Below are 19,332 nucleotides of genomic sequence, written 5' to 3'. Positions count from 1 at the left end.
CGGATTCAGGAAACCGTCCGAAGCCATCCTCGACCTGATCAACGAGGCATGATACGATCACACAACCAAATCAACCAGCAACACGGGTGTTGCAACCACCACTAGAATCCGCCCATCCGGCGCGTATGCCATGCCCCCCCCCGCTCTCTGTCTCTTTCGCAAACCTTGAGGCAGTTTTGCCGATTTCCCCGAGTCGATTCGTAAACCCTGAGGCAGTCGTCGAACGACAACACTACGGAAAAGAGACCATTAAGAGGTCTGAACAGGCCTGACGGATGCTCCGGCTGCCTCAGGGTTTGCCGATCGACCCGCGCAGCCGCCGATATCTGCCTCAACATTTGCGAAAAGCCGAATATGCGCCCGCTGTTATCAACCTCACAGCGGACCGCAGCCCTATTCGCCCCACCTGCACGTACACTGGAGACGATCATACCGGCGGCGAGGAGGCTTGCGAATGGACGACGACGAACTGCTCAAGCGACTGGAAGCGTTCGGCGGATTCGAGAACACAACCGACGATTCCGATACCGGCGTCGACGCTCCCACTGAAAGCGCCGACGACCAGACGGCCACCTTTGACGTGAACAGGTTCCTCGCCGGGTTGGACGCGATCTTCGATGCGCACGAAGCCGCCACCAAGGCCGGGCCGTATCTCGAACAGGCCGCCGTGGACGCGGAAAACGCCGGCGACGATGCCGGTCTGCTCACCGTGCTCAACGAGACGATGGGCTTCTACCGTTCGCAAGGCAAGCACAAGGAAAACCAGTGGATCATCCAGCGGGCGCTGGAACTCGCCGCGAAAATGGGGATCGAAGGCACCGACGCGTGGACGACCACGCTCATCAACGCGGCCACCGGCCAGCGCGCGGCCGGCAACTACGATCAGGCCGAGGACCTGTACCATATGGCGTTCGATTCCGCCACGCGCACCCTCTCTCCCACCGACCGTCGCTTCGCCGCGCTGCACAATAACCTGTCGATGGTCTACAGCGAAACGAACCGCAACGACAAGGCCGAAGCCGAGTTGCGCGAAGCGCTGCGCATCCTCGAAGAGTCCAGTCCGAACGCGGATGCCGATCTCGACATCGCGTCCACGAACACGAATCTCGCGCTTGTGCTGCTGGCAGAGAACAAGACTGACGAGGCCGACCGGCATGCGGCCCGCGCGCTGGAGATCTACCGCAACGGCCATCTCGAACACAGCGCGCATTACGCATCGGCACTGGCCGGATACGCGCAGGTACGGTTCGCGGCGGGCGATTTCGGACGTGCCGTGGACCTGTACCGGCAGGCGCTGGCCGTGATCGACGAATGTTACGGACGCAACACCGACTACTACCACGTCACCGAAGCGAACCTGCGCCAGGCCGAGGATGCGGCGCGTCAGGCCGGGGTCGAAGTTGACGAGGACTCTTCCGCTGTCATTTCGAGCGAGCGCAGCGAGTCGAGAAATCCATCCTCCCGGGACGCGCAGGATTCCGATACGGCAGGGTCATCGGATCGGAACGATTTCTCCACTCCGCTGCGTTCCGGTCGAAATGACAATGGAACGGCATCTCGCTCCGACCAGAACGTCTCCACCCGACCACGCATGTCCGGTCTTAAGCTGGCACGTGCGTACTGGCAGGAGGTCGGCAAGCCGATGATCGCCGCGAAATACCCGCAGTATCAGGGCCGCATCGCCGCCGGCCTGGTCGGGCACGGTTCGGAATGTTATGGCTTTGACGACGCGATCTCGCAGGATCACGATTTCGGCCCGCGCTTCTGCCTGTGGCTGACCGACGAGGATTACGCGGCGATCGGCGCGCAGCTGCAGGCCGATTACGACGCGTTGCCGCGCGAGTTCATGGGCTACACGCGGTCCGACGCCGCAACGACCACGCCGCGGGCCGCAAGCTCGGGCGCGGGCCGACGCGACGGCGTGTTCTCAATCGGCGATTTCTTCGAGTCGATCACCGGCTATCGCAAGGCTCCGGCCGAGGACCGTCCGCATGAATGGCTGATGCTGGACGAGTCCACGCTGGCCGCCGCGACGAACGGCGCGGTGTTCGCTGATCCGCTGGGTGCGTTTTCGGCCGTTCGGCAGGGATTCACGTTCATGCCGGATGATGTGCGATTGTCGCTGGTCTCGCGCCGATTGGGCATGATGGCGCAGGCCGGTCAGTATAACGTGCCACGCATGCTGGAGCGCGGCGACGGCGCGGCCGCATGGATGGCGATCAGCGAGTTCGTACAGGCGGCGGGTTCGCTCGTGTTCCTGTTGAACAACCCGGTAACGGTAGGATACGCACCGTATTACAAGTGGCGGTTCGCGGCGTTGCGCCGCCTGAGCGCACGCATGGCGACCAAGCTGCCCGATGTGTGCGGCCAGTTGGAGACGCTGCTGCGCCTGAGTTCCGCGGCCTGCTACGGCGGAGCGGGCTTCGGCGAAGGCGGCAAGGGCGCGGCCCCGGCTGTGGCGCAGGTCGAGCAGACCATCGAGCATATCTGCGCCGAGGTCGTGGCCGAGCTGAAGGCGGAGGGACTGACCCGCAGTGACAAAACGTTCCTCGAATGGCAGCGTCCCTACGTCGAGGAACATATTCAAAGCCCTGCAGCCTGTCTGCACAGCCTCTAACGCCTCTATTCCCGTCATTTCAACCGAGGCGTAGCTGCCTCCCCCTTGTCATTTCGAGCGAGGCGCAGCCGAGTCGAGAAATCTTCCAAAGCCACTGGCCCATCAGAAGATTTCTCCGCTCGCTGCGCTCGGTCGAAATGACAGCGTCATTGACCAACAGAGCTTTCCAGAACCAAACGGAGATCATCATGACCGATGCCACCTCGCCGCTGATCGAACGAATCGTCCGCCGCGAATGGGACCAGTTCCAGCGTACGAACAACGAGGGCGGGCGCGCCGCATGCCAAGGCAACTGGCCGGTGTTCAATCAGATGCGCACCAGCCAGTTCCTCACCTGGCCCGAGCCGCTGCTCGACAGCTACCTCAACGATCTGATCGAGGCCGATCGCACCGGCCGCAACCTCGTCACCGAGAAGTACGGTCGTATGATGGCCTCCACCGCACCGGCCGAATACCGTGCGAACATCGAACCGTACATTCCGCGGCTCTCCGTTGCGCGCATCGCCGAACAAGAGCGGATCATCGCCATTCAGGTCGAGTGGGCAAGGGATTTCCGCGAGCGCTGGCCGAAACTCGGCCGGGCGATGCGCGTGCTCACCACCGCGGAGGATACGCCGGAAGCCACCTCGTTCGAAACGTATCTGCGCGGCGAACTGGGCACGTATTCCGCGGCGACGCTTGGCCTGTATGGGCGGATGGTCGCCGATTATCGGGCCGCCGGCCGCAACCTCACCGAAGAGACGATTCTCGCCACCGTGCGGCTCGGCGGCTTCGACGATCTCGCTCAGGCCGAGGCCGTTCAATAACGTCAACGGTGTCATACGACCATGTGCATCACATTCTTCAGGCTCCGGCGTTGAGTGTTACTCGATCAGGCTGCTCATGTAACAGCAGTTTGACGATCGAGAGGCTGATTCTTGACTTCATCGAGGTCGGTTTGACGATCGAGAGGCTAACAACGCGTACAACACGCTGCCTGTTGATACATGATCGGCAGAAAACGGGGCTATCCGGCCATAATATGCAGCTGCACCAGCCTCTCGATCGTCAAACTGACCTCTGCACGGCCGAAAATCAGCCTCTCGATCGTCAAACCGCCGTCCGAATCCAAGTTTCAGCAAACGTTCACTGCTTGGTGCGCGACTTGTTGCCCTGTTTGCGGCTGTGCAGCATTTTGGCGAGAGACCAGATCACCGACACCGCCACCAGCACGCCACCGAAGCCGGCGAACATGATCGCGGCGGCGATGCGCGGGTCCAGCGCCCACGACTGCACGACCCATCCCAGCGGGAAATACGCTCCAAGCAGCACACTGACCACGCCCAGCGCCAGTACGCACACGCCCAGCGTGATCGTAGCCGAGCTTGGTCCGGTCTTGAGCACCACCGCAGAGGCGTCCGAGGCACCCGGAGCGGCCGGAGACACCGGACCGCCGAACACCGGCACGGACGGATGGCCGTCGGACGGCGATTGAGAAGGTCCTCCCACGCCCGAGCCGACGGTATCACCTGTCGCCCCGCCCATATCAGACGTTCCAGGCATCTCGCCCGATACCTTGGCCGCCTCGGCATCCCGCGATTCATGCTGCGCAGAGTCGCCGCCCGATCGGGCCGCAGTATACAGCGGAATCGATGACGCTCCGTTCACGGCTACACGACGATTCCACCCGTCAGCCCCGTCTTCCACTCCAATGGCTTCAGACTCGCTCGCAGAACTTGCACCATTCGCCGCGGAATCACCGGAGGCAGCAGTGGCAAATTCGCCGTCTCCGCGCGCATCATTCGCATTCGCCGCCGCACCTGATGCGACGCCGCCCACATAGGTCGCCCGAGTGGCCTCGATCGGTTCGATATCCGCGACATCGCTCAGATGCAGCGGATCATCCTCAGTCCGCGCCTTTTCACCCGGATCTGCCGTGCCGTCAGCGTCAATCGCGTCCATCACCGCAGTGCTCGACGTGTCGGCAACCGTGGTCAGCACCATCGTGGTCGCATTCGCCGTCTCGCCGGCACCGTCTCGCATGGCCGGCATCGCCGCGGTGGCCGCATCCCGGGAATCCCCGGAAACCCCGGAATCCCGGGAATCTCCCACCGGCAATACCGACGTGGCTGCATCATCCGTCGTCACCGGCAACGCGACCGTATCCGCTTGCCCCGCATCCACGGCAGCCGGCAGCACCGTCGTCTTCACGTCACCGGCGTCGCCCGCGTCAGCCGCACTGTTCGCAGCGTTCCCGTCCACGACCGGCAGCGGCGTGGTCAACGGCATCGTCTTGCCGTCCTGTTCGTCCGTCATCATTACTCCTTACGTAGCTGATCAGTCGTTCTCTCGGTTGTCGTCGGCGGCCGCGGACTTGCCGAACAGGTCGGCGTTGTCGCCCACGGTCTGCGCCGGGTAGCGCACGAACACGCGCCCGCTCAACAGGTATTGCACGTCGATGAACAGTTCCTCGCCGTCGTCCGGGTAGTAGTCGTAGTCGCGCAGCCAGGCCGGCGCGTCCGCTCCGTTCGCGTCGTTCAGCGCGGCGATCGCGGACCGGCCGTCGTTGCCGCGCGCGTCCCCGTCCATATACGACTGCTGCGAGAACGTGGAGTTGCCGAAGTTGATGCCATCACCCTGCGTGCCGATCAGCGCCGCATATCGCCCGCCGTACGAGTTGCCGCCGAACGTGGACATGTCGTCGTTGCCGAATGCGAACGGGCAACCGGTGGGCAGCGTGATGACGACCCTCGTCTGCGATGCGGCGAGATGGATGGTGCCGCTCGGGCAGTTCGTGCGCACGGTGGTGCCGTTGTGCAGTGTGACGAGCCGTTTCGGCCGGCGCGCGTAGTCGGTGAGATCGATGTGCGCGAGATCGTTGTCGTAGTTGGTGCCGGCGAAGACGACGCCGTCGCTCAGGTGCGTGAACTGTGCGCTGTCACGGTCGAGATTGTCGTTGCCGGAGTACTTGATCGTGCCGTCGTAGTCGGTATATCCGTGGACGTCGACGACCTCGTACGACCGGGAGATGTCGTTGTAGCGAGCGTCGATGTATGCATAGGCGAAGTTGACGGCGAGGATGCACGCGGCGGTGATGCCGGCGAGCCATGCGAGCGGCACGAGTCCGCCGGCGCGACGGCCGCGGATGCCGAGTACGAGGATGACCAGGCCGATGAGCACGCAGGTCGCGCCGATCCACAGGGTCGAGGACTTGATCAGCGAGGTGAGCGTGTAGCTGTTCGTCGTGTACAGCGCGATGGCCGCGAAGATGCAGGACAGTCCGAGGACCACCGTGACGATGACCGGGCCGGCCGGCTTGCGTCGTGCGATGACCGGGCGCGGCTTGGGTTGCGGCGCGCGGTATGGGGAGGTCATCGGCCGGGTCGGGCTGCCGGACGGCGGCATGGGTGCGGATGCGGCCGGCGAGGCGGACGATGCGGCATGAGCGGACGGAGACATGAACGGGTTGCCGAATGCGGATGACGAGCCGGATGCCGCAGTCGTGAACGGATTGGACTGCGGGATTGGCTGGCCTCCTGGCTGACTGCTTGGCTGCCCGTTCGGTTGACTGCCCGGCACCGCGGAGGTCGGCGACTGCGGATAGGCGTGGCCGTTCGGCGACGCCCATTGCGCCGGCTGCGATGGGGCGGACGACGATCCTGCAGGATATGCGCCGAATGGTGGTACGGCGCCGTTCGCGGATCGGTACGGGGGTACGTTCGACGCGCCTGGCTGGCCATACTGCTGCGGACCGTATGGCTGCGGACCGCCGAAACCGCCGCCGTACGGACGGCCGCCGCCGGGATTGCCGCCCGCATTGCCGCGCCCGCCGGCACCGTATCCGCGCTGGCGTCGCAGTTCGCGTTCGATGATCAGCCACAGCACCGCGGCGGCCGCGGCCGTCAGGAAGAGACCGGAACCGGGGAATCCCAAGCCGATCAGCGCGCACAGGATCACGCCGAGGCATGCCCAGTCCCAGTCGCCGGCGATCAGTCGCTCGCCCAAGATCTCGCCGGTGCGCCCGTCCGGCAGCAGGAACCATGCGAACGCGTAGAACGCCGCGCCGAATCCGCCGCACAGCACGGCCGCGATCATGATCGCACGCATCAGCACCGGGCTGATGTTGAAATACCGGGCCAGTCCGCCGCACACGCCGCCGACCCAGCGATCGTCGGATCGGGTGATGCCGCTGCGACGTATCCACGCAAAGAACTTCGCGGCGGTATTGCCCGTACGACCGGTGCCGGGACTGACGTACGGGTACGAGGCCGGATCGTACGGATTGGCGGGCGACGGGCCTGATTGCCACTGCTGACCGGCGTACGGGCCGGATTGCTGATTGTCATACGGCTGCTGGCCGGACCCGTTGCCGGAGTATGCGTGACCCGCGGCGCCGTACGTCGAGTTGCCGCCGGGCACGGCGCCCGGTGCGGCGTTTCCGCGTGCGCCAGGCTGCTGCTGATTGGCTCCGTCATTCTGCGGAGCATAGGGACCATACGAATTGCTCATGGTTCCATTACAGCAGTCCGCGCGCGCCGATGCTGTCCGGGAACACCCTGATTCTCCCCTGAACATTACGTGTACGACCCCGTACGTTCCCTGTCAGGCGGCACAATGGAAGCATGACCCAACCTGAGACTCCCCCGCGGATGCGGCCGCAGTCATCGTCGCGACCGGCCGCGGCGTCGGATCGTGCCGTGCATGATGGCGATCGGTACGCGCGAACCTATGCATCGCCAACGTATACGACGATGGCGCAACCTCAGTCTTCGCAGCAGCCGAACCACGACCGGCGCTTGCCGCTGATGCGGCCGAAGCGCGGGCGCATGCTGTGCGGCGTGTGCCGTGGCGTGGCGCTGCATCTGGGTGCGCCCGTATGGCTGGTGCGGCTCGTGTTTCTTGTCGCGACGTGTTTTTTCGGGGCCGGGGCCGCAGCGTATCTGTTTTTGTGGCTGTTCGTGCCGGTGGGTGATCCGGTGATCGCGGCGGCCGCCCGGGCGCAATCCGTTGCGCAGGCACCGCTGTCGCGCGGCAACGCCGTTCCCGGACCGACAGTTTTCACGGGTAGTTTCACAGACGGTTTCACGGGTAGTTTCACGGACGGCACCACAGGGAGTTTCACGGACGGCACCACGGCTGATTCGGATGATTCCACAGTCGGCCGCACACCGAACGAGCCATATAGCAGCTCCTCGCAAGCTGACGGAACCGCCGCCGAGTCCGGTGCCGCCGCGGCCTACGGCACCTCCGAAAGCCTCGCCGAAGCGCTGCGCCGCGCCCCCAAACCGGCCTTGGTCGCGCTCGTCGGCATGGCCAGCATCGCCGTCGCCGTGCTGCTCTCGCTCGGCGGCGTCGAATCGGGCCTGATTCTGCCGATCCTGCTCGCACTGGCCGGCATCGGCGTCGCATGGCTGCAATACAACGCGTCCAGCGGCCAGCTGTGGTCGATGTTGGGCAGTGTGGCGCTGCTGTTCGTCGCGTATGCGGTGTTCGTGATGAACGCTGCGATTCCCGGCTGGGGCGCGTCGCCGCGCCGGATCATTCTTGCCGGGTTCCTGCTGCTGGTTGCGGTCTGTTTCGCGATCGTGCCATGGATCAGTTCGCTGATCCGCGAGCTGGGCACCGAGCGTGCGTTGAAGGAGCGTGAGGAGGAGCGTGCCGATATGACCGCGCACCTGCATGACGGCGTGTTGCAAACGTTGGCGCTGATCCAGCTGCACAGCAAGGAACCTGCAACCGTATTCACATTGGCCCGCCAGCAGGAACGCGAACTGCGCGAATGGCTGTATCAGGAGCGCACCACCACCGACCGGTCGGTCAGCGCCGGCATCAAGGACATCGCCGCACGCGTCGAGGACGAGCATGGCAAGCCGATCGAAGTGGTCACCGTGGGCGACGCGCAGCCGAGCGCGCAGACCGACGCGCTGCTCGACGCGACCGCACAGGCGCTGGTCAACGCGGTCATGCACGGCGGCGAGCCGGTGTCCGTCTACTGCGAGGCCGGCGCGAGTCAGGTTGAGGTGTTCGTGCGCGATCACGGCGACGGATTCGACGTGAACGCGATTCCCGAGGGACGGCTTGGCATCCGCGAGTCGATCATCGGCCGCATCCGCCGGCGCGGTGGTACGGTGGAGATCGTGTCGAGGCCGGGCTGGGGCACCGAGGTACGCATGCACATGCCGATCGCGGCCGCGGAAAACGTCGCGTGACGCCGCATGATACGCACGACGGATGGTGGCCCGCAGTTCGGCGGGTTGACTGCGGAACCGCACGTGAACCGCACGATGCAGGACGACGTGAGATTAAGGAGAGTGTGATGGAGGACCTGAAGCAGGATGCCGCGCCGATTCGCGTGGCCGTGGTCGACGATCACGAGATGTTCCGTGCGGGCGTGATCGCGACGTTGCAGCCGTATTTCACGATCGTCGGTCAGGCGCCGGACGTGGAGGGTTCGGTGGCGATGATCGCGGCGACCAAGCCGGATGTGGTGCTGCTCGACGTGCATGTGCCGGGCGGCGAGGGCGGCGGCGGTGCGGAGATTCTCGCCAAGTCGCTCGCCTATTCGCCCCATTCGGCGTTTCTGGCGCTGTCGGTGTCCGATTCGCCGCAGGATGTCGGCTCGGTGATCCGCGCGGGAGCACGCGGGTATGTGACCAAGACGATCACCGGCGAGGATCTCATCAATTCGATTCGGCAGGTGCACGAGGGGTATGCCGTGTTCTCCCCGAAACTGGCGGGATTCGTGCTGTCCGCGTTCCAGGGTGTGCCGGTCGGCGGTTCTTCCGGCGCTGCCGGTGTTGCGAACGGCGGGCACGACGAGGAACTCGACCGGCTGTCGGCCCGCGAGCAGGAGGTGATGCGGCTCATCGCCCGCGGCTACACGTACAAGGAGGTCGCGGCCGAGCTGTTCATCTCGATCAAAACCGTCGAAACGCACGTCAGTTCGGTGCTGCGCAAGCTCCAGCTGTCCAACCGCACCGAACTCACCCGCTGGGCCGCCGACCGTCGCATCGTGTGATCCATGCCGCGACCGTTGTCGCCCTCCCTACACGACCACAACTGAGTCCACATCCGTCCATCCCGACTCAGCCCCGCTCTTTTGCGTGATATTCGTGATAGCAGCCGGCGAGTGCTAGCACAAACACCACGCTAAGAACCTGTCTGCGTGATATTTCCCTCACTAGCGGAGGGATGCTATCACGAATGTCACGCAAAACGACTGGTTTGCGTGACATTCGTGATAGCAACAGGCCGATGCCAGCGGAAATATCACGCTATGGAGGCCGATGCGTGACATTTTGGCTAGTATGGCCATCATCCGGAGGGACAACTACGGACTCATGTCCGGCCACACTAGCCGATCAATCACAACTCAGCCGCTTGCCACAGGCGCTTTCGTGCCTGGGCGGCGCTGAGGAACTGGATGCCGGTGAGACCGACGGCGGTGGCGGCGTCGGCGTTGCGGGCCTTGTCGTCCACGAACGCGGCGGTCGCCGGGTCCACGCCGAACCGCGCGATCGCACGGCGGTAGATCTCCGGGTCGGGCTTGTGGATGCGCTCCTCGGACGAGATGACCGTGTCGTGCAGCAGGGCGAGCCACGGGAATTTGCGGTGCGCGGCGTGCACGAACTTCGCGGTGAAGTTCGTCAGTCCCCACAGCCGCACGCCGGCCGCGTTCAGATCGTGCAGCAGCGTGGGCATACCGTCGACCATGTCGTACAGCGCGAGCTGCTGACGGCTGAAATAGTCGCGGAAGATCGTTGCGGACGACGGTCCAAGCATCGACGAATCATTCCGATGATGGGCCGCATAGTCGTCAATGATCCGGTCCTCGCTCCAGCCGAGATCGGACAGCACGTCGTAATGCCAGAACCCGTACTCGGTCGCGCGATCGAAGAACATGTCCAATACGCCGGACGGATACAGTGCGTCCAGCGCGAGCCGAGGACGCCAGTCCAGCAGCACGTCGCAGTAGTCGAAGATCACGTCGGTATAGGACGGACGCTCCCTCACTGCCGCGGTGCCCGATCTGCCCGGCGCAGTTGTCATCCCAGTCAATTCGCTCATACGACCAGCGTATGCAAAAAGGGTTCCGGCATTGCCGGAACCCTTCGTAAGGCGGACAGGGCGAGATTCGAACTCGCGGTGGGTTGCCCCACAACGGTTTTCAAGACCGTCTCTTTAGGCCGCTCAGACACCTGTCCTTGCGTGCGCTATGCGGCAAGGCCGCGAATACGCACGATGTTCAATTATACAGCGGGGGTGGTCAGTGGGATTGTGTGCTGACATATCATCGACTTATCGGCCACTTGGTTCTTTCAGCCGTTGGAAGATGAGCGCGCTTTAGCTTTGACGCTCCCTCAGTCAGCTTCGCTGACAGCCGTCCGCAATTACGGACAGCCTTACGGCTGACTTCTTGCTGGCTCGCCTGTCGGCTCGCACATTGCCTACAAACAGTTCCACTGTTTGCTTAACGGCAATGTCCTAGCCGAGGGGGCCGAGAACAGCGAAATCAGGCTTCCCACGGGACGAACAGTCCAGTGGACTGTTCGTAGCCGCGCACAGCGACAGCGGCCGTGCGCGACGCAGGATACAGCAAGCCTGATGAAATCAGGCTTCCCACTTGGTCGGCTCGATGACCTCCTTGCCGCCCATGTACGGACGCATGGCCTGCGGGATCTCGATGGAGCCGTCCTTCTGCTGGTGGTTCTCGAGGATCGCGACGAGCCAGCGGGTGGTGGCCAGCGTGCCGTTCAGCGTCGATACCGGGCGGGTCGAGCCGTCCTCGGTGCGTTCGCGGATGTTGAGGCGGCGGGCCTGGTACTCGGTGCAGTTCGAGGTGGAGGTCAGCTCACGGTAGCGGCCCTGGGTCGGAATCCACGCCTCGGTGTCGAACTTGCGGGCGGCGGAGGAGCCGAGATCGCCGGCGGCGGTGTCGATGATGCGGTACGGCACCTCGACCTTGGCCAGCATCTCCTCTTCCATGCTCAGCAGGTGCTGGTGCTCGGCGTAGGAGTCCTCCTGCTTGGTGTAGACGAACATCTCCACCTTGTCGAACTGGTGCACGCGGATGATGCCGGAGGTGTCCTTGCCGGCGGCACCGGCCTCGCGGCGGTAGCAGGACGACCAGCCGCAGTAGCGCAGCGGGCCGTTGGACAGGTCGAGGATCTCGTTCTCGTGCATGCCGGCGAGCGCCACTTCGGATGTGCCGACGAGGTACTGGTCGTCGGGCTCGCGCAGACGGTAGATCTCGTCGGCGTGCGCGTTGAGGAAGCCGGTGCCGGCCATGACCTCAGGACGCACGAGCGTCGGGGTGATGGCGAGCACGAAACCGTGCTTCTCGGCCTGATCGACGGCCATGGTGAGCATGGCGATCTGCATGCGGGCGACCGCGCCGCGCAGGAAGTAGAAGCGGGAGCCGCCGACCTTGACGCCGCGGCGCATGTCGATGCCGGCCACGCCGGTGCCGAGGGTCAGGTGGTCTTTCGGCTCGAAGCCTTCGGCCGCGAAGTCGCGGATCTGGCCGACCTTCTTGACGACCACGTAGTCGTCCTCGCCGCCTTCCGGAGCCTCCGGTTCGACGATGTTCGAGAGCTTCCACATGGCGGTGGTGTATTCCTCGGCTGCGGCGTCCGCGGTGGCCTTGTATTCGGCGACCTTGGCGGCGAGATCCTTGGTCTGCGCGATGAGCGCGGCCTTCTCGTCGGCCGGGGCGGCGGCGACCTTCTTGCCGATCTCCTTCTGCTGGGCGCGGGCTTCCTCGAACTCCTTGAGCGCGGTGCGACGCGTCTCGTCGGACTTGAGCACTTCGTCGACGAGTTCGACGGATTCGCCGCGCTTGCGCTGCGATTCCTTGACCACGTCGGCATGTTCACGAATGAATTGAATATCAAGCATAGGCTCAGCCTACCGCCGTAAGCCGACACGCGGGGCGGCTTGCATGCTTCACGTGGCCGTTGATACGGCCGACGGGACACCGCCGGTCGCCGATCCGTATCCGCCGTCGCGACCGCGCTATGCGGCGAACGTGCAGGAATCGTTGAGTTTCGCCGTGTCGCGGCCGAATTGTTCGCGGGTTGTGGAGAGAATGTAAGGTATGCCTACAGTCGTCATCGTTCTCGCAGTCATCATCGGCATCGCCGCCATCGCCGCGGCCGCACTGCTCGCGGTCCGGGCCTACCGCAGACGCCGGCTTGCCGAACGCATCGACCAGCGCAATGACGATCAGGTGCATTACGCGTTCATCGTCAACCCGTCCAAGCCGCAGGCGAAGGAACGCAAGCGGCACATCAAGCAGTTCTGCAAGGAGAAGGGGCTGAGGGAAGTCGAGTTCATCGAAACGCAGCTCGACAAGGACGGTCGCGCGTGCGCGAAGGAGGCGCTGGCGAACGGCGCGGACGTGGTCGTCGCGGTCGGCGGCGACGGCACGGTGCGCACGGTGGCGAGCGCGATGGCCGGCACCGGGCATGCGATGGGCATCATCCCGATCGGCACGGGCAACCTGTTCGCCCGCAATATGGGCATTCCGGTGGACGATATCGACGCGGCGCTGTCGGTGGCGACCTCGCACGGCTCGCGGCACGTCGACGTGGGCCGACTAACGCTGCTCGACGATCCGGACACCGATCACGGCCATGCGTTCCTGATCATCGCGGGCATCGGATTCGATGCGGTGATGATCGACGACACCGATCCCGAACTCAAGAAGAACATCAGCTGGCTCGCGTACTTCGTGTCCGGCGTGAAGAACCTGTTCATTCCGAAGTTCCGCGGCACGGTGACGATCCGCAGCGCGGACGGCAGTTCGCATACGATCCAGGGATTGCAGTTCCGCACGTTCATGGCCGGCAACTGCGGCCAGATTCCGATGTTCTCGCTGATGCCGGAGGCGCTGTACGACGACGGCATCCTCGATTTCGAGATCATCGACACGTCGGGCGGTATCTTGGGATGGGCGAATCTGTTCGGTGACGTGGTGCACCAGACGATCACCGGCAAGTCCGGTTCGAGTCCGCTGTCGGTCAGTTCCACGATCGATAACATCCAGGGCGTGAGCGCCGAGATCACGCTGGAGAAGCCGGTTCCGGCGCAGGTGGACGGCGACATGCTGCCCGAGACGCAGCACATCCGCTTCGATGTGGAGCGCAAGGCGCTGTGCGTGCGCGTGCCGGAGGTCGACCCGGACTTCTCCGCCACCGGCATCATCCCGCCGATTCGGGACTAGTTGACAGCTGGTAACAGCTGAGGGTGGTATCGCGCTTTCGCGCGATGCTGCGTTATTGGCGGCACTGACGTGCCGCGGTACCCCACCCGTCAGCTTCGCTGACACCCTCCCCTGAGAGGGGAGGGAAAGGGGCAAACCCCTCAGAGGAGTCTATACGGCCGATCGCCGCGTGACGGCGACACGTTTCCCTCCCCTTTTAGGGGAGGGTGCCCGGCGCAGGCCGGGCGGGTTGGGGTACGCGGCACGTAAGTGTCGCAAATAAACACAGCATCGCGCAAAGCGCGATCCCTTCTTTTCACCCCGCCAATATCCCAAATATGCGTGTGCCCCCGCTTTCCGAATCCGGAAAACGGGGGCACACGCATAAAGAAGGACGATCCGGCAGGCACAAGATAGGCGAACAGCCTGCCGGATCAGACGAAACTCACTCGATCGATCAGAGCAGATCGAGCAGCATCGGGTCGGCCAGTGCGATCACCGCGGCGCGAGCGTCGGCGGCGGTACGCGCGTTGACCGCGTAAGCGGCCATCTGCTGGCAGGTCGACATGTCGTGCAGACGCAGGGCGGCACGCACGGCGTTGACCTTCTTCGGGGCCATCGACAGCGACTGCACGCCAAGGCCGGCGAGCACGAGCGCCAGCAGCGGATCGCCGCCAGCCTCGCCGCACACGCCCACGTACTTGCCGGTGGCCTTGCCACCGTCGCACGCGGCCTTGATCATGTTGAGCACGGCCGGCTGCCACGGGGTGAGCAGGTTGGCCAGTTCGCCCTTGAGTCGGTCGGCGGCCATCGTGTACTGCGCGAGGTCGTTCGTGCCGAGCGAGGCGAAGTCCACGACGGACAGCACCTGCGCGGAGCGGATAGCGGCGGCGGGCACCTCGATCATCACGCCGACCTTCGGCAGGCCGAGCGCGCGCACCTTGTTGGCGAACCATTCGGCTTCCTCCACGGTGGCGACCATCGGGGCCATGACCCACAGGTCACCGTGGGTGGCCTCGTACGCGTTGGCGAGCGCCTGCAGCTGCGTGTCGAGCAGGTCCTCGCGACGCTGGCTCAGACGCAGACCGCGCACGCCGAGGGCCGGGTTCTCCTCCTCGCCGAGGTTGGCGAAGGCGAGCGGCTTGTCGGCACCCGCGTCGAGCGTACGCACGACGACACGACGGTCGCCGAACGCCTGCAGCACCTTGGTGTAGGTGTCGGTCTGCTCTTCGAGGGTCGGAGCGGTTTCGCGGCCGAGGAACAGGAACTCGGTGCGGAACAGGCCGGAGCCTTCGAGGTCGAACTTGGCGGCGGCCTCGGCGTCGGCCACCGTGCCGATGTTGGCGAGCAGCTTGACCTTGAAGCCGTCTCGGGTGCTGCCTTCGCCGCTGGAACCGGCGAGTGCGGCGGCGCGACGACGGGAGCGTTCGGCCAGCTGGTCGGCCTCCTCCTCGGTCGGGGAGACGATGACCTCGCCGACGCCGCCGTCGAGGGCGATCGTGTCGCCTTCGGCCACGGCGGCGGTCACGCCGGAGACCTTGACGGCCGCCGGAATGCCGAGCTGGGCCGCGAGGATGGCGGTGTGGCTGGTCGGGCCGCCTTCTTCGGTGATGACGCCGAGCACGGTCTCCGGGCTGAGCGTGGCGGTTTCGGCCGGGGCAAGGTCACGGGCGACGAGCACGACCGGGGTGGTGATGTCCGGCACGCCCGGCGCGGGCAGACCACGCAGCTCGCAGATCGTGCGGTTGCGCACGTCGTGCAGGTCGGTGACGCGTTCGGCCATGTAGCCGCCGAGCTTCTTGAGCATTTCGGCGTAGCCTTCGACCGCGTTGTACACGGCGTGGGTCACGCCGTCTCCGGCCTTGAGGCGCTTGGTGATGGCCTTGGCGAGGCCGCGGTCGCCGGCGAGCTGCGCGGTGGCTTCGAGCACGGCGCGGGACTTGTCGGACGTGGCCTTCTCGGCGCGGGCCTTGAGGCTGGCCACGACCGCTTCCATCGCGGCCTTGACGCGCTCGGCGTCGGCGGCCGGATCGGTGCAGGCGGGTTCGTGCTCGTCCACGCCCGGCGCCTCGCGCACGAGCGCCAGCGGGCCGGATGCGGTACCGGCGCACACGCCGATGCCGTGCAGAATCTTGTGTTCACTTGCCATATTGTGATGCTCCTAGATAAGAAGAAACGTCAGCCTATCGAATCGAATCGGACGGCTCACTCGGCGTCGAGATCGCGGGTCAGCATCTCGGCGAGCTCGTCCATCGCGGCTTCGGCTTCCGGGCCGTCCTCCTCGCAGGTCAGGGTGACGGTGTCACCGCCCTTGACACCGAGGGTCATGATTTCGAGGGCGCTGGCGGCATCCGCCTCTTCGCCGTCGAAGGACAGGGTGACGTCGATGCCCTTGTCGTCGACGGCCTGCGCGAACAGGGCGGCGGGACGGGCATGAAGACCGACGGAGGCTCCGATGACTGCGGTACGGGTGATCATGATGGTTTCCTTTCAGTTGTTTGGTTATATGGACAGTTTGATGCTCAGTGTTTGAGCTGGTTCGTGACTCGCGCCACGTGCAGCGTGAGGTACGCGATCTCGTCGTCGCTGATGTCGGCACCGAGTCGCAGTTCGAGCACGGAGGCGATCGTCATCGCGCAGTGCAACGCTTCCGGATAGGATTCGCGGATCGCGTTGACGATCGGCTCGGGTTCGCGCTCCAGCTGCTTGTGCTGGTGGATGCGGACGAACAGGTAGCGCAGGTGGGTGATGAACCGCCCCACGCTGACCGATCCCTGATCGAGCGTGATGCCGTAGCTCTGCTCGATGATGTCGAGCATCTGCTGGATCACGCCGGTCATCGTGTACGTGTACGACAGGTCGCCGGTCAGGAAGCCTGAGTTGACGAGGTGCAGCGCGAGCGCCGTCTCCTCGCCGTCGGGCAGCTGTATCGAGCCGAGCCGCTTGTTGATCGCGGCCAGCAGCGCACAGCCTTGCGCATATTCCTGCGGATACAGGTTGCGTACCTCGCCGAGCAACGGATAGACGACTTTGATGCCTTGCGTGACGCGCGAAATGGCACCGGCCACGTGATCGGCCAGTGCCATGACCAGCGTCGTGCTGGCGATGTCCTGTTCGCTCATTCCCGCGTCGCGCATGGCGTCGATCACGATACGGATGATCTCGGGCGGAATGTCCGACAGCATCTGCGCAAGGTGGTCGGGGTCACGGCCGTCGGCCGGAACGAACTTGCGGACGATCTTGGAGGAATCGACGGGGCGCCCCGGCCGGGCTTGGAATCCCAAGCCGCGGCCGGTGAGGATCACTTCGCTGCCATCGTCATCCTTGGCGAGGACGACGTTGTTGTTGAATACTCGAAGTATCTCCATGGCACCCCATCACTTGCAACCGGCAGGTCAGTGTTCGACCTCGATCACCGGATCGCCAGTCGTGACATCCTTGCCCGCGAGCGGGGTGACCGAAGCCATCTTCTTGGTATTGGTCACGGCGATGATGGTGGCGGTGGAGTAACCGGCGGCCTTGACCTTGTCGAAATCGACGGTGGCCAACAGGTCGCCAGCGTTCACGCGCTGACCCTTGGTGACGACCACGTCAAAGCCGTCGCCGTTCATCTGCACGGTGTCAATACCGATGTGAACCAGGACCTCGACGCCGTCATCGGTCTTGATGCCGTACGCATGGCCGGTCTTGGCCACAGTCTTCAGTGTACCCGACACCGGGGCCTTGATCTGGGATTCGCTCGGCACGACCGCGACGCCTTCGCCGAGGGCCTTGGACGCGAACACCGCGTCGCCGGTCTCCTCGAGGGTGATGACGTGGCCGGAGCACGGAGCGACGACTTCCTTGGTCGGCTCGGCCGGAACGGCCGGGGCCTCGGCAGCGGCGGTCGCGGCCGGAGCCGGGGCGGCAGCCTGAGCCTCGAGCTTACGGTCGGCCTCTTCCTGAGCGGCCTCAGCGAGAACTTCGGCCTTCTGCTCCGGGGTACGGTAGTCGAGGGTGATGATCAGGAACATGGAGACGCAGAACGCGACGGCGATGGACACAGCGTAGACCCACATCTGGTTGAAGACCGGGATGGTCAGCAGCGAGGTGAACGCGAACGCGGTGGTGGTCACGCCGTGCACGGTCTGGCCGGAGGCGACGACGGACGGGAACAGCCAGCCCATGACGGCGATCACGACACCGCCGACGCCACAGCCGATGAGCATGCGCTTGTAGACCAGCTTGTAACGCAGGTGGATGCCGTAGAGGGACGGCTCGGAAACGCCACCGAGGAGGCCTGCGGCAAGGGCGCCGATAGCGGTCTGGCGCATTTCGCGATCCTTGTCACGGATGGAGAGGAAGAGCACGCCGGCGGTGGCACCGAAGCAAGCGAAGTTCCACACGCCCATCGGGCCCTGGATGAAGTCGTAGCCCATCGAATTGATGTTCATGATCATCAGAGCGTTGAGCGGCCAGTGCAGGCCGAGCGGGACGAGGAACGGGTAGAGCAGCGGGATCGCGATGGCGAAGATGAACGGAGCGTGGCCGTTCATCCAAGCGAGGAGCACGCCGAGACCGTTGCCGGCCCACACACCGATCGGGCCGATGAGGAACGCGGTAAGAGCGCCGACGATGATCATGCAGAAGAACGGCAGGAAGACCAGCTGGATGCTGTCCGGGATGACCTTCTTGAGCCCGTGGTAGACGAGGGCGAGCACGGCAGCCATCAGCAGCGGGACAAACACGTTGCCGGAGTAGTCGGACAGCTGCATCGGCAGACCGAAGACGGTGGCGGTGCAGGACGAGGTGCCCAGCGTGGTGTTCTCGACGCACTTGACGGCGTCACCCCACGTCTTGGTGTCGGACAGGGACGCGAACTGCGGGGTCATGAGCATGCCCATGATCGCGCCGCCGAGCCACGGGTCGACCTTGAGCTTCTTGGCGGCGTTGTAGGCGACCATGATCGGCAGGAAGTAGAACACGCCCTTCCAGATGGCCTGAATGAACACGAGGCCGGTGGTAGCGGTGTCGTTCGGAATGACCTTCAGCGAAATGAACAGGTTGACGAGCGCGATGATGATGGACGCGCCGAGCAGGACGCCCAAGATCGGGCGGAACGAGTCGGCCAGGTACTCGAAGAACGAGTCAAGCCAAGCGACCTTGCCGCGAATGCCCTTCTTACGTTCCGCTGCCTTGAGTTCGGCATTGGACATCTGGCCGTTGCCGGAGCTGACCTTCGCTCCGATGTTCGCCATTTCCGGCAGGTGCATGATATCGTCGTACACCGAGGCGACCTGACCTCCGATGACGACCTGCAGACGATCACCGCTCTGCGGCACCACACCGAGCACGCCCTTGAGCCCGTCCAGACCTTTCTGATCGGCCTTGCTCGCGTCGACGAGTTCAAAACGCAGACGGGTCGCGCAGTGGGTCAGGCTCTTGATGTTGCCTGGACCACCAACGAGCTTGATGATCTGCGATTCAGTGGAATCGGCCATCTTCTTTCCTTCCTTGGATTTTTTTCTGGTATGCTCTCCGCCCTCGCAGAGCC

The 19,332-nt window shown here is 64.5% G+C and carries 13 protein-coding genes and 1 tRNA gene; 5 read left to right on the top strand and 9 right to left on the bottom strand.

Annotation, left to right across the window (positions count from 1 at the left end; translation table 11 throughout):
• Nucleotides 1-454 precede the first annotated feature (454 nt).
• Nucleotides 455-2,617 (top strand): DUF4037 domain-containing protein, encoded by a 2,163-nt coding sequence (locus AC1A0G_RS06525; protein WP_476528394.1) that lies wholly within the window; start codon nucleotides 455-457, stop codon nucleotides 2,615-2,617.
• A gap of 188 nt (nucleotides 2,618-2,805) precedes the next feature.
• On the top strand, nucleotides 2,806-3,423 hold the full coding sequence (locus AC1A0G_RS06520) for a DUF4125 family protein (protein ID WP_476528393.1): 618 nt from the start codon (nucleotides 2,806-2,808) through the stop codon (nucleotides 3,421-3,423).
• 319 nt (nucleotides 3,424-3,742) lie between these two features.
• Here the strand turns inward: AC1A0G_RS06520 and AC1A0G_RS06515 are convergent, their stop codons facing one another.
• Both AC1A0G_RS06515 and AC1A0G_RS06510 read right to left on the bottom strand, forming a co-directional pair.
• Nucleotides 3,743-4,912, bottom strand: coding sequence for a hypothetical protein (locus AC1A0G_RS06515; protein WP_476528392.1), 1,170 nt, complete (start codon nucleotides 4,910-4,912; stop codon nucleotides 3,743-3,745).
• A gap of 21 nt (nucleotides 4,913-4,933) precedes the next feature.
• The gene (locus AC1A0G_RS06510) at nucleotides 4,934-7,105 is read right to left on the bottom strand and encodes a PspC domain-containing protein (RefSeq protein ID WP_476528391.1); all 2,172 of its coding nucleotides are present in this window, start codon (nucleotides 7,103-7,105) and stop codon (nucleotides 4,934-4,936) included.
• A gap of 242 nt (nucleotides 7,106-7,347) precedes the next feature.
• Between AC1A0G_RS06510 and AC1A0G_RS06505 the strand changes: the two genes are divergently transcribed.
• Together AC1A0G_RS06505 and AC1A0G_RS06500 are read left to right on the top strand one after the other, a co-directional pair.
• Nucleotides 7,348-8,805, top strand: coding sequence for an ATP-binding protein (locus AC1A0G_RS06505; protein WP_476528390.1), 1,458 nt, complete (start codon nucleotides 7,348-7,350; stop codon nucleotides 8,803-8,805).
• Nucleotides 8,806-8,912: 107 nt separating this feature from the next.
• A complete protein-coding gene (locus tag AC1A0G_RS06500) occupies nucleotides 8,913-9,614 on the top strand; it encodes a LuxR C-terminal-related transcriptional regulator (protein ID WP_476528389.1) in 702 nt (233 codons plus the stop codon).
• A 347-nt stretch (nucleotides 9,615-9,961) separates the two neighbouring features.
• Here AC1A0G_RS06500 and AC1A0G_RS06495 read toward each other — a convergent pair whose 3' ends face one another.
• The 3 genes from AC1A0G_RS06495 to serS form a co-directional block, all read right to left on the bottom strand.
• Entirely contained in the window at nucleotides 9,962-10,663 is a 702-nt protein-coding gene (locus AC1A0G_RS06495) for an HAD family hydrolase (RefSeq protein WP_476528388.1), read from the bottom strand.
• A gap of 52 nt (nucleotides 10,664-10,715) precedes the next feature.
• Nucleotides 10,716-10,800, bottom strand: a tRNA-Ser gene (locus AC1A0G_RS06490).
• Nucleotides 10,801-11,206: 406 nt separating this feature from the next.
• Nucleotides 11,207-12,493 carry a serine--tRNA ligase gene (gene serS / locus AC1A0G_RS06485; RefSeq protein ID WP_476528387.1) on the bottom strand — a complete coding sequence of 429 codons (1,287 nt, stop codon included), beginning with the start codon at nucleotides 12,491-12,493 and terminating at the stop codon, nucleotides 11,207-11,209.
• Between the two features lie 199 nt (nucleotides 12,494-12,692).
• Here serS and AC1A0G_RS06480 point away from each other — a divergent pair, with 199 nt between their 5' ends.
• Nucleotides 12,693-13,820, top strand: coding sequence for a diacylglycerol/lipid kinase family protein (locus AC1A0G_RS06480; RefSeq protein WP_476528386.1), 1,128 nt, complete (start codon nucleotides 12,693-12,695; stop codon nucleotides 13,818-13,820).
• A gap of 436 nt (nucleotides 13,821-14,256) precedes the next feature.
• Here AC1A0G_RS06480 and ptsP read toward each other — a convergent pair whose 3' ends face one another.
• The 4 genes from ptsP to AC1A0G_RS06460 are packed head-to-tail and all read right to left on the bottom strand — an operon-like array spanning nucleotide 14,257 to nucleotide 19,279.
• Nucleotides 14,257-15,948, bottom strand: coding sequence for a phosphoenolpyruvate--protein phosphotransferase (gene ptsP / locus AC1A0G_RS06475; protein ID WP_476528385.1), 1,692 nt, complete (start codon nucleotides 15,946-15,948; stop codon nucleotides 14,257-14,259).
• A gap of 56 nt (nucleotides 15,949-16,004) precedes the next feature.
• Nucleotides 16,005-16,277, bottom strand: a complete 273-nt coding sequence (locus tag AC1A0G_RS06470) for an HPr family phosphocarrier protein (protein WP_163231186.1) — start codon at nucleotides 16,275-16,277, stop codon at nucleotides 16,005-16,007.
• Nucleotides 16,278-16,321: 44 nt separating this feature from the next.
• A complete protein-coding gene (locus AC1A0G_RS06465) occupies nucleotides 16,322-17,167 on the bottom strand; it encodes a PRD domain-containing protein (protein WP_476528384.1) in 846 nt (281 codons plus the stop codon).
• Nucleotides 17,168-17,194: 27 nt separating this feature from the next.
• The gene (locus AC1A0G_RS06460; protein ID WP_476528383.1) at nucleotides 17,195-19,279 is read right to left on the bottom strand and encodes a glucose PTS transporter subunit IIA; all 2,085 of its coding nucleotides are present in this window, start codon (nucleotides 19,277-19,279) and stop codon (nucleotides 17,195-17,197) included.
• Nucleotides 19,280-19,332 lie beyond the last annotated feature (53 nt).

The sequence above is a fragment of the Bifidobacterium sp. LH_230 genome (assembly GCF_056357555.1).
The sequence above is the reverse complement of the archived record's forward strand: the minus strand, read 5'-3'. Positions and strand labels throughout refer to the sequence as shown.